At 39.7% G+C, this 16079-nt stretch carries 12 protein-coding genes; 5 read left to right on the top strand and 7 right to left on the bottom strand.

The features are described from left to right. The first annotated feature begins 76 nt into the window (after positions 1 to 76). The 4 genes from L0659_RS05080 to L0659_RS05065 all read left to right on the top strand — a co-directional run bounded on the left by L0659_RS05080 (position 77) and on the right by L0659_RS05065 (position 6504). Positions 77 to 373 (top strand): hypothetical protein, encoded by a 297-nt coding sequence (locus tag L0659_RS05080; RefSeq protein ID WP_235124609.1) that lies wholly within the window; start codon positions 77 to 79, stop codon positions 371 to 373. Between the two features lie 156 nt (positions 374 to 529). Next, positions 530 to 970 carry a PH domain-containing protein gene (locus L0659_RS05075; protein ID WP_235124608.1) on the top strand — a complete coding sequence of 147 codons (441 nt, stop codon included), beginning with the start codon at positions 530 to 532 and terminating at the stop codon, positions 968 to 970. Between the two features lie 1302 nt (positions 971 to 2272). Next, positions 2273 to 5227: a hypothetical protein gene (locus tag L0659_RS05070; RefSeq protein WP_235124607.1), complete on the top strand. Its 2955-nt coding sequence runs from the start codon at positions 2273 to 2275 to the stop codon at positions 5225 to 5227. Then, positions 5227 to 6504 carry a serine protease gene (locus L0659_RS05065; RefSeq protein ID WP_235124606.1) on the top strand — a complete coding sequence of 426 codons (1278 nt, stop codon included), beginning with the start codon at positions 5227 to 5229 and terminating at the stop codon, positions 6502 to 6504. Before L0659_RS05070 ends, L0659_RS05065 begins: the two co-directional genes overlap by 1 nt. A 715-nt stretch (positions 6505 to 7219) precedes the next feature. On the opposite strand, the gene L0659_RS05060 is transcribed toward L0659_RS05065, so the two are convergent. The 7 genes from L0659_RS05060 to L0659_RS05030 are packed head-to-tail and all read right to left on the bottom strand — an operon-like array spanning position 7220 to position 14101. Continuing rightward, on the bottom strand, positions 7220 to 7801 hold the full coding sequence (locus L0659_RS05060; protein WP_235124605.1) for a bifunctional 2-polyprenyl-6-hydroxyphenol methylase/3-demethylubiquinol 3-O-methyltransferase UbiG: 582 nt from the start codon (positions 7799 to 7801) through the stop codon (positions 7220 to 7222). Positions 7802 to 7805: 4 nt separating this feature from the next. Continuing rightward, positions 7806 to 8543: an FkbM family methyltransferase gene (locus tag L0659_RS05055; RefSeq protein WP_235124604.1), complete on the bottom strand. Its 738-nt coding sequence runs from the start codon at positions 8541 to 8543 to the stop codon at positions 7806 to 7808. Between the two features lie 6 nt (positions 8544 to 8549). Continuing rightward, positions 8550 to 9110, bottom strand: a complete 561-nt coding sequence (locus L0659_RS05050) for a histidine phosphatase family protein (protein ID WP_235124602.1) — start codon at positions 9108 to 9110, stop codon at positions 8550 to 8552. 7 nt (positions 9111 to 9117) lie between these two features. Further along, positions 9118 to 10143 carry a glycosyltransferase gene (locus L0659_RS05045; protein WP_235124601.1) on the bottom strand — a complete coding sequence of 342 codons (1026 nt, stop codon included), beginning with the start codon at positions 10141 to 10143 and terminating at the stop codon, positions 9118 to 9120. Beyond that, entirely contained in the window at positions 10140 to 12041 is a 1902-nt protein-coding gene (locus L0659_RS05040; protein ID WP_235124600.1) for a glycosyltransferase family 2 protein, read from the bottom strand. The genes L0659_RS05045 and L0659_RS05040 overlap by 4 nt, the downstream gene beginning before the upstream one ends. After that, positions 12022 to 13206: a hypothetical protein gene (locus L0659_RS05035; protein WP_235124599.1), complete on the bottom strand. Its 1185-nt coding sequence runs from the start codon at positions 13204 to 13206 to the stop codon at positions 12022 to 12024. The genes L0659_RS05040 and L0659_RS05035 overlap by 20 nt, the downstream gene beginning before the upstream one ends. A 1-nt stretch (position 13207) precedes the next feature. Continuing rightward, positions 13208 to 14101, bottom strand: coding sequence for a radical SAM protein (locus tag L0659_RS05030; RefSeq protein WP_235124598.1), 894 nt, complete (start codon positions 14099 to 14101; stop codon positions 13208 to 13210). Between the two features lie 97 nt (positions 14102 to 14198). On the opposite strand from L0659_RS05030, the gene L0659_RS05025 reads away from it, so the two are divergent. Further along, positions 14199 to 14849 (top strand): glycosyltransferase family 25 protein, encoded by a 651-nt coding sequence (locus tag L0659_RS05025; RefSeq protein WP_235124597.1) that lies wholly within the window; start codon positions 14199 to 14201, stop codon positions 14847 to 14849. Positions 14850 to 16079: the final 1230 nt, after the last annotated feature.

Raw genomic sequence — 16079 nt, 5'->3', positions numbered from 1 at the left:
AACCTTAATTAATTCGGCGCTGGCTGTGAAGTAGTTGAGATGCCCGCTACCATCTGACGGTGCGGTCCATACCCGCATGAATTTGCTTACCCGCCGGGTTTTGCAGCAGGACTATGGGAGGAAATTTTCTGTGATTGAATTAAATCGCGCAGAACACGCAGAAGATAAAAAATTCAAAAAGCAAACGTCCACGTTATTCATAGCCTTTGATTTGCGCGAATCCCTTTATAGAAAGCCAGTACAGCCCAACGCAAAGCGGCACCAGAACAAATACGCTGCTGCTAACGAATTTCACAACAATGCTAGCGAATATAGCGACGATCCAGATACTGAATATGTATTTCGCCCAGGGAAGTTTATTCATGATTCCTAGCGGTTTTATTATTTGTTGATGGTTGAAAATAGTGAAAATGGGAATGGTTTCAAACTAAAAATTTGAAACATTATCATGTTAGATAGGCCCATTGGCCATTTTGGAAACTTTGTGTATATTGAATATTTCTGAGCCAAGACCCTAATGTGCTGAATAGTGAAAACGTACAAATCTAAGATTGGCATTGAGTTATCCGTCCCTATATTTGGGTTGCTAGCCATTATGGGCACATTCATGGCCGTCAAAGGCATATGGGTGGGCCTCGGCATTATTGCGCTAGTCACTGCATTAATCGTGCACCTTTTCATGACAACCTACTATCAAATTTCCAGAAATGAAATCAGAATCAAATCCGGCTTTTTCTATGATAAAACCATTCATATAAGCTCAATCAAAAAGATCATCCAAACAAGAAACCCGCTAAGCTCCCCCGCGCTCTCGCTGGATAGGATTGAGTTAAGATACAACCGGTTTGACAGTGTAATGATTTCTCCGGAGGATAAGGAGGGGTTTGTTTTGGAGGTTTTGGCGGTTTGCGGTGGGATTGAGGTGGTGGGGTGTGTGGTGGGGAGAGAGGGATCGCTGACAATTAGTTAACAAACTCACTAACAGTGAATTAAAAACCATCACTTCCTTAGTTCCATGATTCACGACATACACTCAAAAAAGACCGATTCAAGCTTATAACTTACTGACTGTCAATATGTAACAATCGAAATTCAGCTTGAAATTACGAAATTGTTTTTTAATGGCAAAAATCAGTCGAATTTTATTGATTTCAAAAGTTCGAATCCCTTCTTTCCGGGGGTTCGAAACCCTATCAAAAGAATGGGAACCAGGTAACGCACCAATCAGAGTTTATTGGGTCCTCTCCTTAACGAAATGCAGATGCATGGCACCAGAATGAAGAACAGCTTTCTCGAGTGCCGAGTTTGCAATTAGGAGTAGCAGTTCCCGAAATCCCTATATTGCAAAAAAATTGCCCTTTCTGCTATCTATGAATTACCTGTCCACTCTCATTCTTCTCCTCGTTATCATCAATTGTGCCAAAACAGAGACAGAACAACTTCCTAAATTTGCTTCGACGTTTTACTTACATCGCATCGCTATAAAATCGAAAGTCCGGCTTTATAGCGATCAAAAGGAAACAACGGATAAAGCTGTGATCGACAGGTTCTTAAAAAACAAATGGAGGTTTTAGGTTAAAAGACTCATCATTATTCAGAGACGAACACATAAAGTTTTTTACCCGACTTCGCTAAAATGCCAGCCTCATTTAACTTGTAACTAATCACAAAAAATGACAAGCAATGATATTCAAGTAGGGAAACTAGCTATTGTAGCAAAAGAAGCTATTCAATACAGCTACAACATGTCAAAATAAAGGAGCGAGGTTGAACCCTTATTGGATAGAAAATTCAGCACCTCAAATAAGTCAAATAGCTTCTAAAAGGAACCATTGTTGTTCCGACTACATCCCAAAAATTGATACGACCGAACGTGTTATAATTCCGAAGGGCTAAAAGAACTCACTCAGCACCATAAATTCCGCGAGTACCCGCCTGGGTGTAACATTTTTTCAACCGAACTGCGCCTTGGGCTTGAAGCACACAGGAGTCACCCCCTCGATTTTCCCTAGCATCAATTAAAAACTGAAGACTATCTGATAACTTCTCAGGCTTGAACAGGAAACACTTAAACCAGTAGGACCAGGTGTAAATTTCTAAGCATTCGTAGACATTTAGCAATTTCACCAATTATGAGATTTCAACATCTCATTGCAAGAGCTCAGATATTGTACCGTTAAATAAGTTTCTTTTTTGCCAATATTAAATGCCCAAAAAGACGCTTTATATTTATTACAACGTAAAACCCTATTCACCCTCATGTTATCCCAAAATGAAAAGACTTTCACAAGGATTATTGTGCCTATTGCTCTCCAGTGTTCTAAATCACACGCTCCTCGCACAAAAAGATGCTCCTGTCGCCGGACATTCCGCCGCGCTAGTTGACTTACTCAAAAAAGACTACAACTCCATTGATCCGGAAATGCGTGGAGATGAAATTATTAAAGATCGGGCCATTGTGATTGCTATTTTTAAGACATATCTCGGGAGAGAAGAGCTTGATTATTTGATAACTGATTTACAAGACAAGGCGTTTACTTCTTTAAACACACAATATGTGGATAGCTTGAAGGCTTATATATCAGCAAAAAAGCAAATAAGTTCAGTCCCATCATCTTCAATGAACATAGGTAACGCACAATTCGACATTACAACAGTAACTAATAAAGTAGGAGACCTTTCTGATAAGTTGGAGCTATCAAAACGAAAATACCTTAGGTCCAAATTTAAGCTCGACACATTCGAAATTAATAAAATTCAGCATCGATTTGCTAACAACAATAAATTTGTCGCCTTTGTTGTTAAACAATTTCTGAATAAATATCGGAATATAGAAATTCTTGGAACCGATGGCTATGCATCCTCCAACTACACATCTTCCATTCAAAAAAGTATTCCGTTTATCGGTGGTGATTTAGCATTCGAAGCTGCTATTGATGGTCTAAGCAGGTTTTTAGCAAAACGGATTAAAGAAGAGATGACGACATATGTTATCGAACGTGTGAAAATCTGGCTTAAAAATCCAAACGAAGACGATCCATTTGCAGAATTTAAAGTTTTGCTTCCAAGAACAACAATTTACCTCACCAACTTCCAAGCAGACAAGATTACAAGCTTTCCCGACGAGATCAAGCAATATATTGAAGACGACTTGAGTCACTTGATAGAAAATACAGCCAATTTGAAGTCGACACCCCGACTGAAAAAATTAGTTGGTAAAAATCCGGACATTGATTTTGCTCTTGAAGCTTTGGAAATAATACCAAATCTATCAAAGTTAAAAAATCCCGTTGATTACTTTAAAACAATAGAAAATAGTAGAAATATCAATCGTTGGCGAACGGATAACGATCCCATGAAATTTAATATTTCTAACTCAATGCTGCTATCAGGGATGCTTGCCCAAAGTATGACTATTATAGATAACGGAGAGTTGCGTTTTGCTGGAAAAAGTTTCTTAGGTACCTATGGAGGGGAAGAGAATTTCTATTTGTTATATATGGGACTTCTTTTTCAGCAAAATACAAAATACTACGACATAAATTTTAAGCAAAATGCAGGTTCGACTTTTAATTTAAAAAATGCGCTAGAAAAAATAGTAAATACTGATCCTGACAACAACGACTTCCAGGAATGCAAAAAATTAATCAGTTTGGTTTTAACAGATGTTAGTGATAATGCAGAAAAAGTAATGGCAACCGCAACAGAAATAAAGAAGGCGAATAAAAGCGGGATTAAAATAGGTGCTGATACTATTTATAATTTTGTAGATGCGATGATTAATTTATCAGAAAATGTTCTTATTTCTAGTGACACCTTAATTACTTTCCTCAATAGCAAAGGCTTAGACGGGCTTAAAGTACCTTCAATAAAAATAAAAATACAGCCCTATTTCCTGACAGCAAGAGTTATTAACGATATTACTTATGATATTCAAAAAAGAAAATATGCAAATGGCTTGATCAAAGCACTCGAAATAAGCGGAAAAATAGCCAGTCAACCTCAAAATAATGGACTCAATATTGTTTCAAAAATTGATCAGCTAAACAACATACTGGTGAGCGACAAAATGAAAAATTGGTATCGCGTTGTCAGTAAAGTTGATAGTCCAGGTAAAATCAGCAAAAGAAATAGAACGGCAGCCAAAATTGTAAATGGAGAATTTACCAAAATGATCACCTTTTATTTAAATAACTATGATAGTACACCGTTAATAACAGAATTACGTAGTATATCCGAAGTAGTACAAAGAATTTCAATTAAAAATGAGGTCATTTCAGGTCAGGAACTATCCTTAATTAATTCACTTGTAAACAAAGATGATTTCAAAGATCTGGTGATTTCCTACTATTCTAACATTTCTGTGTCATCTATTACCGTCGAAATTGAGAAGGGAATGATATCAGCAAACAGTCAATATAGTGGAAGTGGAAATCCGGTATTTAGCCAGATTGAAATCCGTAAGCTTCAAACCCAAGTTACTGACTATAGCAAAGGTTTGTTCTCCAATTATATTGTGAATGGAAAAAAAATAGAGTCTGAGGAACTAGAAAATATACATCGCAAACTGGATTTAATGCTGAGTAATAATATGCTGTCACTGCCTGATAAATTCAATATTTCCGTAAACCCGCAGGTTACTTCACTCATTCATTTTGTAAACGATATGGCTGTTGCAGAAAATGCAGAAGATATAGAAAAAGCAATAGATGCTTTTGCGCTACCAGCTGGTAGTTATGCGATCAAGCGCGTCGCTTCATTTAATTTTTCTGTCAATAGCTATCCTGGTATTTTACCAGCATTAGAAAGACCTTGGAAAAACAATCTTTCAGACAATACCAATATGGGCACGCAATTTTCAATTGGTTTTACAGCTCCAGTTGGCCTGTCTGGCAGTTGGGGAATAAAAAAAGGTAATTCACTCGGCTTTTTCATTCCTATCATTGATATCGGTGCAGTTACCCGGCTTAGACTTGATAATAATTCAGCTACTAGTACATTACCGGAATTTAAATTGAAGAATTTTCTTTCACCAGGTTTGTACCTTCATTATGGGTTCAGAAAAACACCCTTATCTCTTAACATAGGTGCACAATTCGGACCTGAAATCCGGAAAGTCATGTCAGGTTCAGAATCTGTATCTTATGAGTCTATGCGGATTGGAGCTGGTCTGGTATTAGATATTCCGTTGTTTAATCTGTACACGAAGCCAAAATTTGACAACTAATGAGAGCAATATTGTTACTTAGTTTGATATTGCTATTAAGAAGTGTTTATGCGCAGGATTCCACTTTAATAATAATTCCCAAGGCACCAGAAACACTTCGGGCAACTAAAACACAGTCGGAGATTCAGGCAATTCAAAACCTGAATAATGCCGTTTTCAATCAGGATCAAACTCCAAATGAAGTTCGGCAGAACGCTCAGATACAGTCTATTAAAGAGGTTACACAACCAACTGCTAGCATCAACCCACCGGGTGCATTAATACCCAATGCAGCTACTACCATTGTTATCCAAGCTCCCGAAGTGGTAAATGCCATTGCAGAAGGTATAACCACAACCGTTGTAGATGGAGTAGTTACCGTTTCAGAAAGTACTGTGTTGTTAATCACAACTGAACAAAATAACGCATCAGATTTCTCGCTGAATGTTGAAGGTCCTTATATATTCTCTAAAAAACTTGTTCCTGGGCCAACGTCCTTTGAAAAACGTGTCGAACTCAGAGCACTGACTCCGCTAATTGCTTGGCAGAAACAAATACTAGACAATGCCAGAGCAGTAGCAATAGTCATCGAAAAAAACAAACTACATGCGGTTACAGATAGTATTTATCAATTGGATGTCGGAATCACTTTGGGTGAACAATTTAAGTTATGCCCTGGTACACCTTTTATCAGCCAGCCAGTCATTGGCGTAGGAACTGCATTCGTACTAAATGAAGAGAGCATGATGACTGCGGCTCACGTGTTCCAGCAAAACGTGGACCGTTATGCCATTGTTTTTGGGTATGAAATGATTAATAAAGCGGGCGCGTTTGAGGGATTAATTGCGTTAAAGGATATATATTACCCTACGCGAATTACGCAAAGTTCCGAGGAGCTCGATTTAGTTGTTTTTGAAGTGTCAAGACCGCTCGATCGGTCATTTTTGAAGTTTTCAACTGAGAAAAAACCAAACATTTTCACACCACTCTATATGATCGGTCACCCTTATGGCTTGCCTAAAAAGGTGGCACTGAATGCAAGTGTCCAGTCAAATGGAGATACTGAGTTTTTTTATACCTCCTTGTTTGCAGCACAGGGAAATTCCGGTTCACCAGTTTTTGACTTAAATACCAACGAAGTCATTGGTGTGCTTGTTTCCGGAGAGATAGACTATTCATGGAATGGGAACTGCAACGCAGCCAATTTTTGTAAAATACCGTATTGTACAGGAGAAAAAGTTATTAGCTTAACAGCAGTTCAAAATATTGAAAATTTAGTTGCGCCTAAAACTCCATAGCGTAAAATGCATTGCGAAAATTCGAAGTGCTAGAGAAAATAAAACACCACATTGGCAATTCGGTATTAAACATAAGATTTGCTAAAAATTAAGTTGAAATGGTTAAGCAATACATACAGTTCTGCTCAATCAAAAAAGCGTCAAGCAATAATCCGACACTCCTTGATGGCATTCAGTATGGGTTCTGCTTAAAGATTCTGGAATTTCTCACACACTTAATGTAGAACTGTAATGATAATTGTATTTTCAACACTTACTTTCTAAACTGCCTTTATTTAGCAATATCACCATGTTTAAGGGGACGCATTATGTTAAAAGCTTTCCTGACGTAATAATCTAACTCGTTCGCTGTTTTCAAATCGCGAACAGCGATATGAAATGCTACGATTAATTTTTTGAGATTTAAGTAGTATTGGGAAATCTAGCCATACATTCTAACCGTTTTTCTTTTAACAAAACCGAGCGCGCTGTACTGACTTTGATCTTGTTCAATAGTTGGGTAAAGCGTATATGCCATGTTTGATAAGGCCATTTATACGGACTGGTCTTTTCATTGAACCATCTTTTGGCGATCCGAACTAACTATTTAACATTTAATATTCGGTAGAATGGTTCCGGCAAAAATGTATTTGCGAATTTGCCGCAAAGATTTTGCCGACGTCCAACTCAATATTCTCCACGACTATCAACTGCTATTTCCAAGCAATTTTACTCGCTAAAATTTGTTTCGATTGGCATAAATACTGCCAGTGGCTGCCAAATAGTTTGCGCCCTCCGACGCAGCTAGTAGCCGCAGACGGTATGTATCTTCCACAAGCAGATGACAATTATACCGAGCCATATGGCCTGTCCAGTAGCTTGTCTGTTGTTCATTAATATGGTGATGGCCTTCTTGCCCGGGCAAAGCATTCGTCATTACGATAAACCGCCCACAAGACAAGGAGGATAATAGATTATCGAGGTAATTTTCGTCGATATGTTCTACGACCTCCTGGCAATGTACAAGGTCAACGCAGCAATGGACGGGAGCCAATGCCAAGTCAGCTTGTATCGTAGGATAGATTGCTTTTTCAACGTTTTTTAAAAGACCATCTACCGCAATGACCTTCGCACCGGCCTTGTGAAAAAAGGCTGCAGAATAACCCAAGCCGCTACCCAGATCGAGTACCGAATTAATTGCAAACCGATCCATGAGATATTGCCAACTGCGCGGCGCAAACGTAAAAGGGTCTCCTTCCAGGATATTTCCGCCCAGATAAGGATGATCCGTATAAGATTGTAATCCAGAATATTCCATGGTATTAAGCAGTGTATTCTTTTTTAAAGATAATCTGTGTAATTACGGGTTTGTTATCTTCTATCCAATTGTCTGTACCGTTTAAAAACTCTGAAAGTGCTTTATGACTGATTGTTTTTTCGCTGAAATTCTGTTTAGCAAACAGACCTTTTATTGCTTCTAGCTCTGTAAAGTTTTGATTCGTAGAATGAATCTCCACAAAAAAATGATTTATCAAATTTAGGTGATGTTGAATATCATGGATTACTGGCCATTCCATGCCCTCCACGTCAAGTTTTAAGAATTCTATCGGCTGGCGACCGATAAGATTAGAGAGGCGAATAACCTGTACTTCCAGCGAAGACCCATCTTGGCGCTTACCCCAGGAGGACATGATAGAATTACCCAATGTGCCATCCGCGGCACCAAAGTGACCAAACATAACAGAGTTCCCGGAAAAATCTGCAACCCCGACTGGCAAACAGATTACTTTGGATAAGTTATTGCTCTTGACATTTTGTTTCAATAACTCGAAATTGACTGGGTTAGGTTCAAAGGCGATAACTTCCGCTTCAGGATACCTCGTCTTAAAGTAAAGCACAGATAATCCAATGTGCGCACCGCAGTCCAAAATTAATGGTGCAAGTACGGAGCTGTCAAAATCATAAATGCTGTCATCAAATATTTCCCTGACCAGCGCATCCAATTCGTTCTTATTTTTATAGTGAACTTTCAATCCGTTAATGGTAGTAATTTGATTCATACGGGATTATAGATAAGGTATCCGTTTTAATGTCCATTGCTTATTTGCATGGCAAAGTTCCACCAGTTCTGCTGTTTCTATATACTCTGGCTGATCAGTAAAATAATCGGATAATTCATGGAATACTATTCCATGAGCTACGATTAGGAAGACCTCTCCGGTATGCAATAGCTCGGTAACCGATTGTCGGATACGATTCCTAAAGTCACTACGCGCTTCACCGTTTGGCGGCTTTCCTTCGAAAGTAAAGGGGTGCGGCAGATCATTCCACTTTTGCCCCTCCCAATCTCCAAGGCACCATTCTTTTAAATTTGCTATTTCCTTAATAGGGAGATTCAAATGCACATTCACCGCTTCAGCTGTCTGACGAGCCCGCACCAAATTCGTCGTATATATAGCCCGAACATTTTGGAGACAAGCGGCGATATGCTCGCCATAGTGCAACATATACTCCACCGAAGATTCACTCAAAGGCAAATCAGTCTGTCCACCGCAAATAAGTTCTTGGTCGTGCGCCAATGTCCGATGATGTCGTAAATAATAAAACTGTTGTGTTAAAGTTTCCATGCTTAGTTCATAAATATGAAGGATCGCTGATTATAGCACGCTTTAATATTGGATGGCGGGGGTATTCTGGCAGTTCTCGCGCTTGATCCACCAGCAATTTAAGAGCCTGTCGGTACAAATCCAGTACCGTAGTTTTCTCTTTGGGCAAAAGGCTTTCATGTTGCTGATAAAAAAAAGCAGCCATCTCTGGAAAGTATCGGACCACAGACTCTTCCAGTTTAAAAGGTATAAGGTATTGTTGCAGGTAAAAGGCCAGTCGGATAAAAATTGCATCTTCCTCTATATGGTTGTGCATGACAAGTAGTACATTACCGATGGCGGGCAGGAGATATTTAGCTTCGGGGTTGGCAAAAGGATTGTAACTTTTGCTCAAATCATCGCTTTGGTTCACAACAGCCTCAGGAATATACATAAATCTCCGACAGCCCGCTCGATAGTATTTAATTGCGAAATCAAGGTCTTCCATACCCCAACCCCACAGATCCTCGTCAAAATAGATCTTTTCTTCACCTCGTTTTAAACTAAAATTACGGCCAAGTGCCGCTTCCCAGGGAAAGGCAGATTTTAGGCGAGAGCGGATATCAAAGTCTTCGTTGCACTCTCTTACAATGCTAGCAGACAGTTGGTCATGGGTGGCGTCAGCAGCATCATTAAATTTGCGCTTTCCTATGCATATGCTCGGAGCGAGAAGTTTTTGCTGTTTAAATAGATGTTGCTTTAAAAAATCAGAATTTGGTAAACAATCCCCATCCATGAAAATAATGATCTCAGCAATCGCCAGTTTTAGCCCGTTATTCCTAGAAGCCGCCAATCGGAAGCCCTTATCTCGTTGCCAAACTATGCGGGCCGGGACATCATTAGCTTGAATATAGGTATACAAGTGCTGCAATTCATCTTGAGTCGAGCCATCGTCAGCGATGATCAGGTCCAGGGTCATTTGACTTTCCGCTGCTTCCTGTAACAATAGGTCGATGATTCTGATGATAGATTTCGATTGGTTATATGAAGAGATAATAACGGATAATTTCGTCATGTCTTATATGTCCCTAATTGTGGTGAAGCTCTGAGCACGGACCAACTTGATAGTTGATCACTTAATTTAGCCCAATGCACATAATCATCAAACGAATTGCCTGCGGTTGCTAATAGGAATGCCTCTTCGCTTAGATCAAATCCTCCTTTGTGGTCCCGGAAATGCTGCAGCACATGCGCAATCTCTTCGCCATAGGCAAGATAGCAGCCCTCCCAAATACCATTACGAATAGCTTCCCGTCTTTCGTTCAATCGTTTGGCAATATCGGCAGTCCATTTAAAATGATGCACCTGTACTTGAACGGCACTTTTTTGGGGATAAGGCTGATTAGGAACTAGGACGCCGTGCTGACCTTCAGATAGCACCTGATCTCCTTTACAAAGAACGATTTTGTAAGGATTGGCTCGCATTAATGGAAAGGACACAAAGCCAGCCAAGGGATATTGCTGCCATAGGTTAGGCTCTTCACATACTGCGTTTAATTCTCCCTCAGGGCCTAGACGATCGATCAACCCCCCTGTGACATAACTTAAACCCTTTGCCTCCGCCTCAAGAATCAATTGTGCTGGCGGTGCAGGGTAGAGGTGAAACTCATCACTGTCGGCAATAATGTACCAATGCTCTGGCTTTTGAGCGATAATCTTATTTATAAACTGACTGGATTTTAGCCCGTTCCAGGCACCATAAAGAAAAGCAACTGGCCGGATGTCAAAACTCTGTAACCGATCCAATATTTCTTGTAAAAGCGAATCGCCGGGCTCATTAACATGAACAATTATGTCAAAATTCGCTACTCCAATCGCCTGATAATGGCGGATAAAATGATTAAGAAGCGCTGGATTGTCTCCGATGACCGAGCAAAGGCGCAGCGGATATCGACGTTCAAATTCTGACCTGAGCCATCTCGGATTGTTGATGTTCGCAAGACCAGGTTGTTCCTGAGACGACCCGTTGCTGACAAATAGTTCACCATCCATCGCGCCGCGCAGCGCCCAAATACCATTTAATCTATCTGCACCAACTCCTTGCCAAGTTTCAATTTTTTTCGAGGCCCAATTTTGCTCCGTACGATTTAACCTGTCAGCATTTGCCCGTAGCATTGCACACTCGCGGAATCCAGCTTTCCATGCTCCGAAAGGAGTCGAATTAAATCGGGTTACACTGACGACGAGCCGGTCTTGATCGAACACGGGTCGGAGTGTACCACTGCAAATTGGATCTATCGTATCATTTGACACACGCCGCATATGAGCGGTAGGGCAGATTTTAACGCCACCATATCCATATTCTAAGTCATTTACCGGGTTTCTTGAAAAATAAATTTTTACTTCGCCTGACTCTTTAGGCAGGGTAAGGTCCAGCAGATTAATTTCTGGCAGTATCTCATTATCTCCATCAATTAGCACATACCATTCCGAAATGGCTAGAAAAGCGGATAATCTAAAGGCGGAAGTCAGTCCATGAATACCATGAAGCCTTTTTAAGTCTGGGTAACGTTTTAGTAATGTCATAAAATTGCTTTCCGCTATACCCTCGTCAAACGTCAGGTAAACGATATCCATCATATCTGTCGACAATGTCGTTCCCTGCATTTCCGGATAATCAATATTTAGCGAGCTTTTACGCACATACTTTAAACTTCGATAAGAGTCTAATTTGACTGAATGTTCTAGGGGTAATTCTACACATTCACCTGGAAACTCCTCTTCGAAATTGACCAAAGCAAAAAACTCCTGATCAACCGCTTCTCTAACTAATTGGAGAAGATGCTTTAAGGAAAACGTTCCGTGTAGTCGCTTGACCTGCGGAAAATCCGACCGTATCCGCTTAAACTGTATTTCGGTAGCTAAATCGGCGCCCTGGGAAACAAACAGCACCTCAAGTGACTCTGTCTGCATGTATATTTTCTTTTAGCTTTAAAAATTCTTTAATGAACAGCCTTGCTATAGTATTGGAAGACAAATGACGGGTCCGTAATGAGCATGCTAACGCCATTTCTTTATAAAAAACATCATCATAAAGGAGGCGATACGCGATTTCCGACGCTTCCTCTCCATCGCTAAACAAAAGTTCAACTGGTATGAACTCCCGAAACCAGGCAATGTCTGGAGCTAATACCGGCTTGCCCATAGCCATGCAATCAATACAGGACATCGACCAAGTACAGTTTGGTCGCATTGGAGCCAGAGCGAATCGAGTACCCTGAATAATTGACCGATACTCGAAACCGAAAGCACCATTTTCGATGACGCGCACATCCGAGTACGATTTTAACCGGGCCCGCAAAATATCTGGGGAGTGGTCCAGTGCCCTACGTTTGGCGGTCCTGCTGCCTAAAATATCCAATATTGTAATATTGGCTCCAATAGCAGTTAAACTTGGAATTAACTGCACCAAATATTCCGCGCCATAATGTTCGTATAATCGGTGGTTGTAAAGTATTTCCCGATTATCGGAAACCACAGGAAAATCAACATAGAGATTCTCATCCCTTGGCGGTGGCACTATTACAAATTTATGTAGATCAACTTTTCTTCCGGTCTGCTGCGCCGATATCACAATATAATCCCTTGCAAAGGTGCTGTGCAAAAAAACCAGTTCAGCCATCTCCATGCCAGAAAAAAAGGCATGCTTGATAACTTCGTTTAGTCCGCGGGCGTTCAAGGAGCTGTCAGCATGAAGAAAACCTTGCTGATCCAAGGAGAACGGAATATAGTGTGCGTAGGTAACTACCCTTGCGGTGATATTGCCCAAAACCTCAAGGCAAATGCAAAAATGCGGGACCAGTTCCACTTGGTTTACCATAATTATATCCGGATCTGCTGAACCTATTATGGCTGAAACTATTTCAATATTAAAATTGAACCGAAACTCATATTTATTGGATCCAAAATCAAATGGAATAAAACCGGCTTTAGTGCACCGCAGTGGAGCGGGGCCGACAAAGATGAATTCGTGACCGGAGGAAATAAACTCATCGGCCAAGATGTCGTAAAATTTATATCCGGAGTCAGTACTCAGATTGTTCAAGTTACTGACATTCATAAAAGAAATGATTCTCATATTAAACTTCTCCGTGGCGGTAATTTGTCATGTTTAATAGCTGCAACCGTTTTTGCAGGTGCGCCCTGTCAAGTAAATCTTCAATTCTGGTGTCCGAGTTATGCGCAATAACCGACCTATTGGCCTTTAATATCTGCTGTGATATCTGATAGCTTTCAAAGGATGTCCCGCAGGTACCCAAGCAATATGCACAAGAGGGCAGTGGGGCATCAGAGTTTAGGTAGGCCTCTAATGCTACACTCATATCTTCCTTGTCTTCCAATTGTATATAATCACCGGAATCATCATAAAGCTCTCCCCTAAGAAGTAGACGCTCGGCAGTAAAGGCAGCGGGTGAACATTTGTAGAAACGACCATGACGAACCGTATGACATGCATAAGTAGTGGGGAGTTCACAAGCTTTAAAAATATCCTTAACCAATTCTGCGTCTAGAATTTTTTCATCCATGATCGTATGACGGAAATATCGTTTGTCCTCTATTTCCAGTCTTACTCCGAAGCTATCCGCCTTAGCCTGCATTTCTTCAACGGTCATCTTGACAACCACGTTGGGATAAATCGTGACCTGTAACAGATCCACCTCCTGCCAAAATCGATCATCCATTTTATGCAATACTGTCCCGTTGGTGATGACGCACACTGTTTCCGTAAAGTCTAGTGACTTAACTTTTAATATGAATTGTATTATCTGCGGGTGAAGGGTTGGTTCACCACCCAAAAGTTTAAAAGTTCCGATTCTGGCCGTATGTTTCAAAGCAAGCAGATCCTTCTCGAAGTTGACTAATGACAGAAAGGTTTTGGGCAATAAGGGAGATGCATGGTCGCATCCCGCACAACGCAAGTTGCAATGTTCAACAATATTATATTCGGCGCTTCTTAAATAAAGTGGCTGCATTAAGGTTAGGATTTCAATACTACTCACATAATGAGTGTAATATAACACAAATTTTACCTGCTAATTAACTGTAATAGCTTAAATTGCAAAAAAAAACATGCGATTAGACATCTTAAACCAGATCACATCGATACATTATATCAATTTGCTATCTAATGCCAAAAGGCGGGTACTGATAAAAAACTTATTAAGTCAATTCCCATATGACCTCACTCATATTCAAGGAGTGATATTCGATAACAGCAATCCGAAATTTAAAAAATATTTAAACGCCGGCGTAGAGGCGTATGTACAAAATCATGTACATCAAAAAGGTATTATTGGATGCTGGATTGCACATACGCATGCACTGGAAGTTATTCCGGTCGATCGTATTGGAATTACGGTTGTATTGGAGGATGATTTTGTCTGCGCATCCAATTTTTTTTTATTCGCCTTGGAGCAAATAAACCGATTTAAACGAAGCTTTGATATATTTATATGCGATCCATGGGGCAAAGGCCCCTTATCTGAACATGCTGTTGAAAAAAATATATATCAGCCGCGAAAATGCAATTATCCTTATTATAGTGGTGCCCATTGCCTATTTATTAATAGTGGTAGCGCTCCAAAAATATTGCAACTGATTGGAACAACGCCTATAAAAGATTATGATGGATTTTTGATCGATAACGAAAATTTAGATGTTTACCTTTTATATACTGGACTGAGCGGTGTAAGGGATTTAAAATCAGATATTAGAGGATAAAAAAATGTTTTAGAGATATTAAATGAGCAACAGAACTTCAATTATCGGTAAAGCGTAGTGCATCAGCACTTTAATTAACAATTAATTAATGTCCAATCTGGAAGTCAATGGTGAAGTGCATTTGTCTTCTGATTGCTTTGATGCTGGAAAAAAACGAGTCGGCTAATAAAGAGAAATTCTGATCGTTTTATGGTGTCGAATCAAATAAACTCTATGAAAATATATCGCCATCCGACGTGAGTTAAAGTCGGGTCGCAGGGTGATATCAGATAGACTGTCTTTTACGACCAAAAATGTGTCAGACAAGTATCATTGCTTTTGTTAGAGTCCGTTCACAATAAGCAATGAATCACGAATAAACTACTATATCAGGTCATATTATCAACTGCGCTCAAATCCTGAGTGGCAATCAAAATAAACACGCCAGTTATAAAATAAACGGCGAGTTTAAAGAACCAGTTATTGGCGCTCAGAAAGAACGACACTCTCGCGAGCAAATGTGTGGGACCTTGCAATTCAATTTAATAACATTAGAGTCAGCCATGAGTCTATGTACTAACCCATACACTCAAAAAATACACTGATTACGAGCCACTGATTTAATATTTACGCATCCGCTACAAGAAAAAAAAAGTACAATTGAAAGTAAGCAGCAATCAAGGCAGAGCAATTCCAAATAGAATAGGCACATAGCTGCGACAACTCCTAGTTGAAACCAACATGGAAGTCGGTCATTGGGATCAAGACATAGTCATTATTGCTAATCACCAGGGGATCTTATTAACTTGGTAGAATGAGTAACAAAATTACTATTGTTGTAAAATTAGACTCGATAAGCTATAAGAGCCTGTATATCAAGCCTGTGAATCAAACTAAAGAAATGCAATATCTAGTCTAAAATATTATATTCGCAGGGAAAGAATTTTCAAATCATCAAAAACAGCCGAAGCTAACCTTAATCTGCCTAACTTATTGAGCTGCTACCGATAGTATTTATGTTAACAGAAATATAGTTTACTGCTCAAACGCGTATAAATAAATAATTAAATAAGAAATTAACTGCAATACAAATAAGGAAAGAGACAAAAATGGAAATTTACAAACTAAGTGTTATGACATTGCATTATACAGGCCTGTGATCGAATATGTGTAATTTTTTGCGGCATTATATGCCTTTATCCAAAAAAGAAGATACAATATTATGTAGAATAAAATTACTGGCCAGGGCCT

The sequence above is a fragment of the Dyadobacter sp. CY347 genome (assembly GCF_021502655.1).
Classification (GTDB): domain Bacteria; phylum Bacteroidota; class Bacteroidia; order Cytophagales; family Spirosomataceae; genus Dyadobacter.
The sequence above is the reverse complement of the archived record's forward strand: the minus strand, read 5'-3'. Positions and strand labels throughout refer to the sequence as shown.

What these genes read in the sequence shown, in the direction of transcription:
- L0659_RS05030 (WP_235124598.1), bottom strand. Translation starts at nt 14,101, where the DNA reads ATGCAGCCACTTTATTTAAGAAGCGCCGAATATAATATTGTTGAACAT.
- L0659_RS05040 (WP_235124600.1), bottom strand. Translation starts at nt 12,041, where the DNA reads ATGCAGACAGAGTCACTTGAGGTGCTGTTTGTTTCCCAGGGCGCCGAT.
- L0659_RS05050 (WP_235124602.1), bottom strand. Translation starts at nt 9,110, where the DNA reads ATGGAAACTTTAACACAACAGTTTTATTATTTACGACATCATCGGACA.
- L0659_RS05055 (WP_235124604.1), bottom strand. Translation starts at nt 8,543, where the DNA reads ATGAATCAAATTACTACCATTAACGGATTGAAAGTTCACTATAAAAAT.
- L0659_RS05045 (WP_235124601.1), bottom strand. Translation starts at nt 10,143, where the DNA reads ATGACGAAATTATCCGTTATTATCTCTTCATATAACCAATCGAAATCT.
- L0659_RS05060 (WP_235124605.1), bottom strand. Translation starts at nt 7,801, where the DNA reads ATGGAATATTCTGGATTACAATCTTATACGGATCATCCTTATCTGGGC.
- L0659_RS05065 (WP_235124606.1), top strand. Translation starts at nt 5,227, where the DNA reads ATGAGAGCAATATTGTTACTTAGTTTGATATTGCTATTAAGAAGTGTT.
- L0659_RS05070 (WP_235124607.1), top strand. Translation starts at nt 2,273, where the DNA reads ATGAAAAGACTTTCACAAGGATTATTGTGCCTATTGCTCTCCAGTGTT.
- L0659_RS05080 (WP_235124609.1), top strand. Translation starts at nt 77, where the DNA reads ATGAATTTGCTTACCCGCCGGGTTTTGCAGCAGGACTATGGGAGGAAA.
- L0659_RS05035 (WP_235124599.1), bottom strand. Translation starts at nt 13,206, where the DNA reads ATGAGAATCATTTCTTTTATGAATGTCAGTAACTTGAACAATCTGAGT.
- L0659_RS05025 (WP_235124597.1), top strand. Translation starts at nt 14,199, where the DNA reads ATGCGATTAGACATCTTAAACCAGATCACATCGATACATTATATCAAT.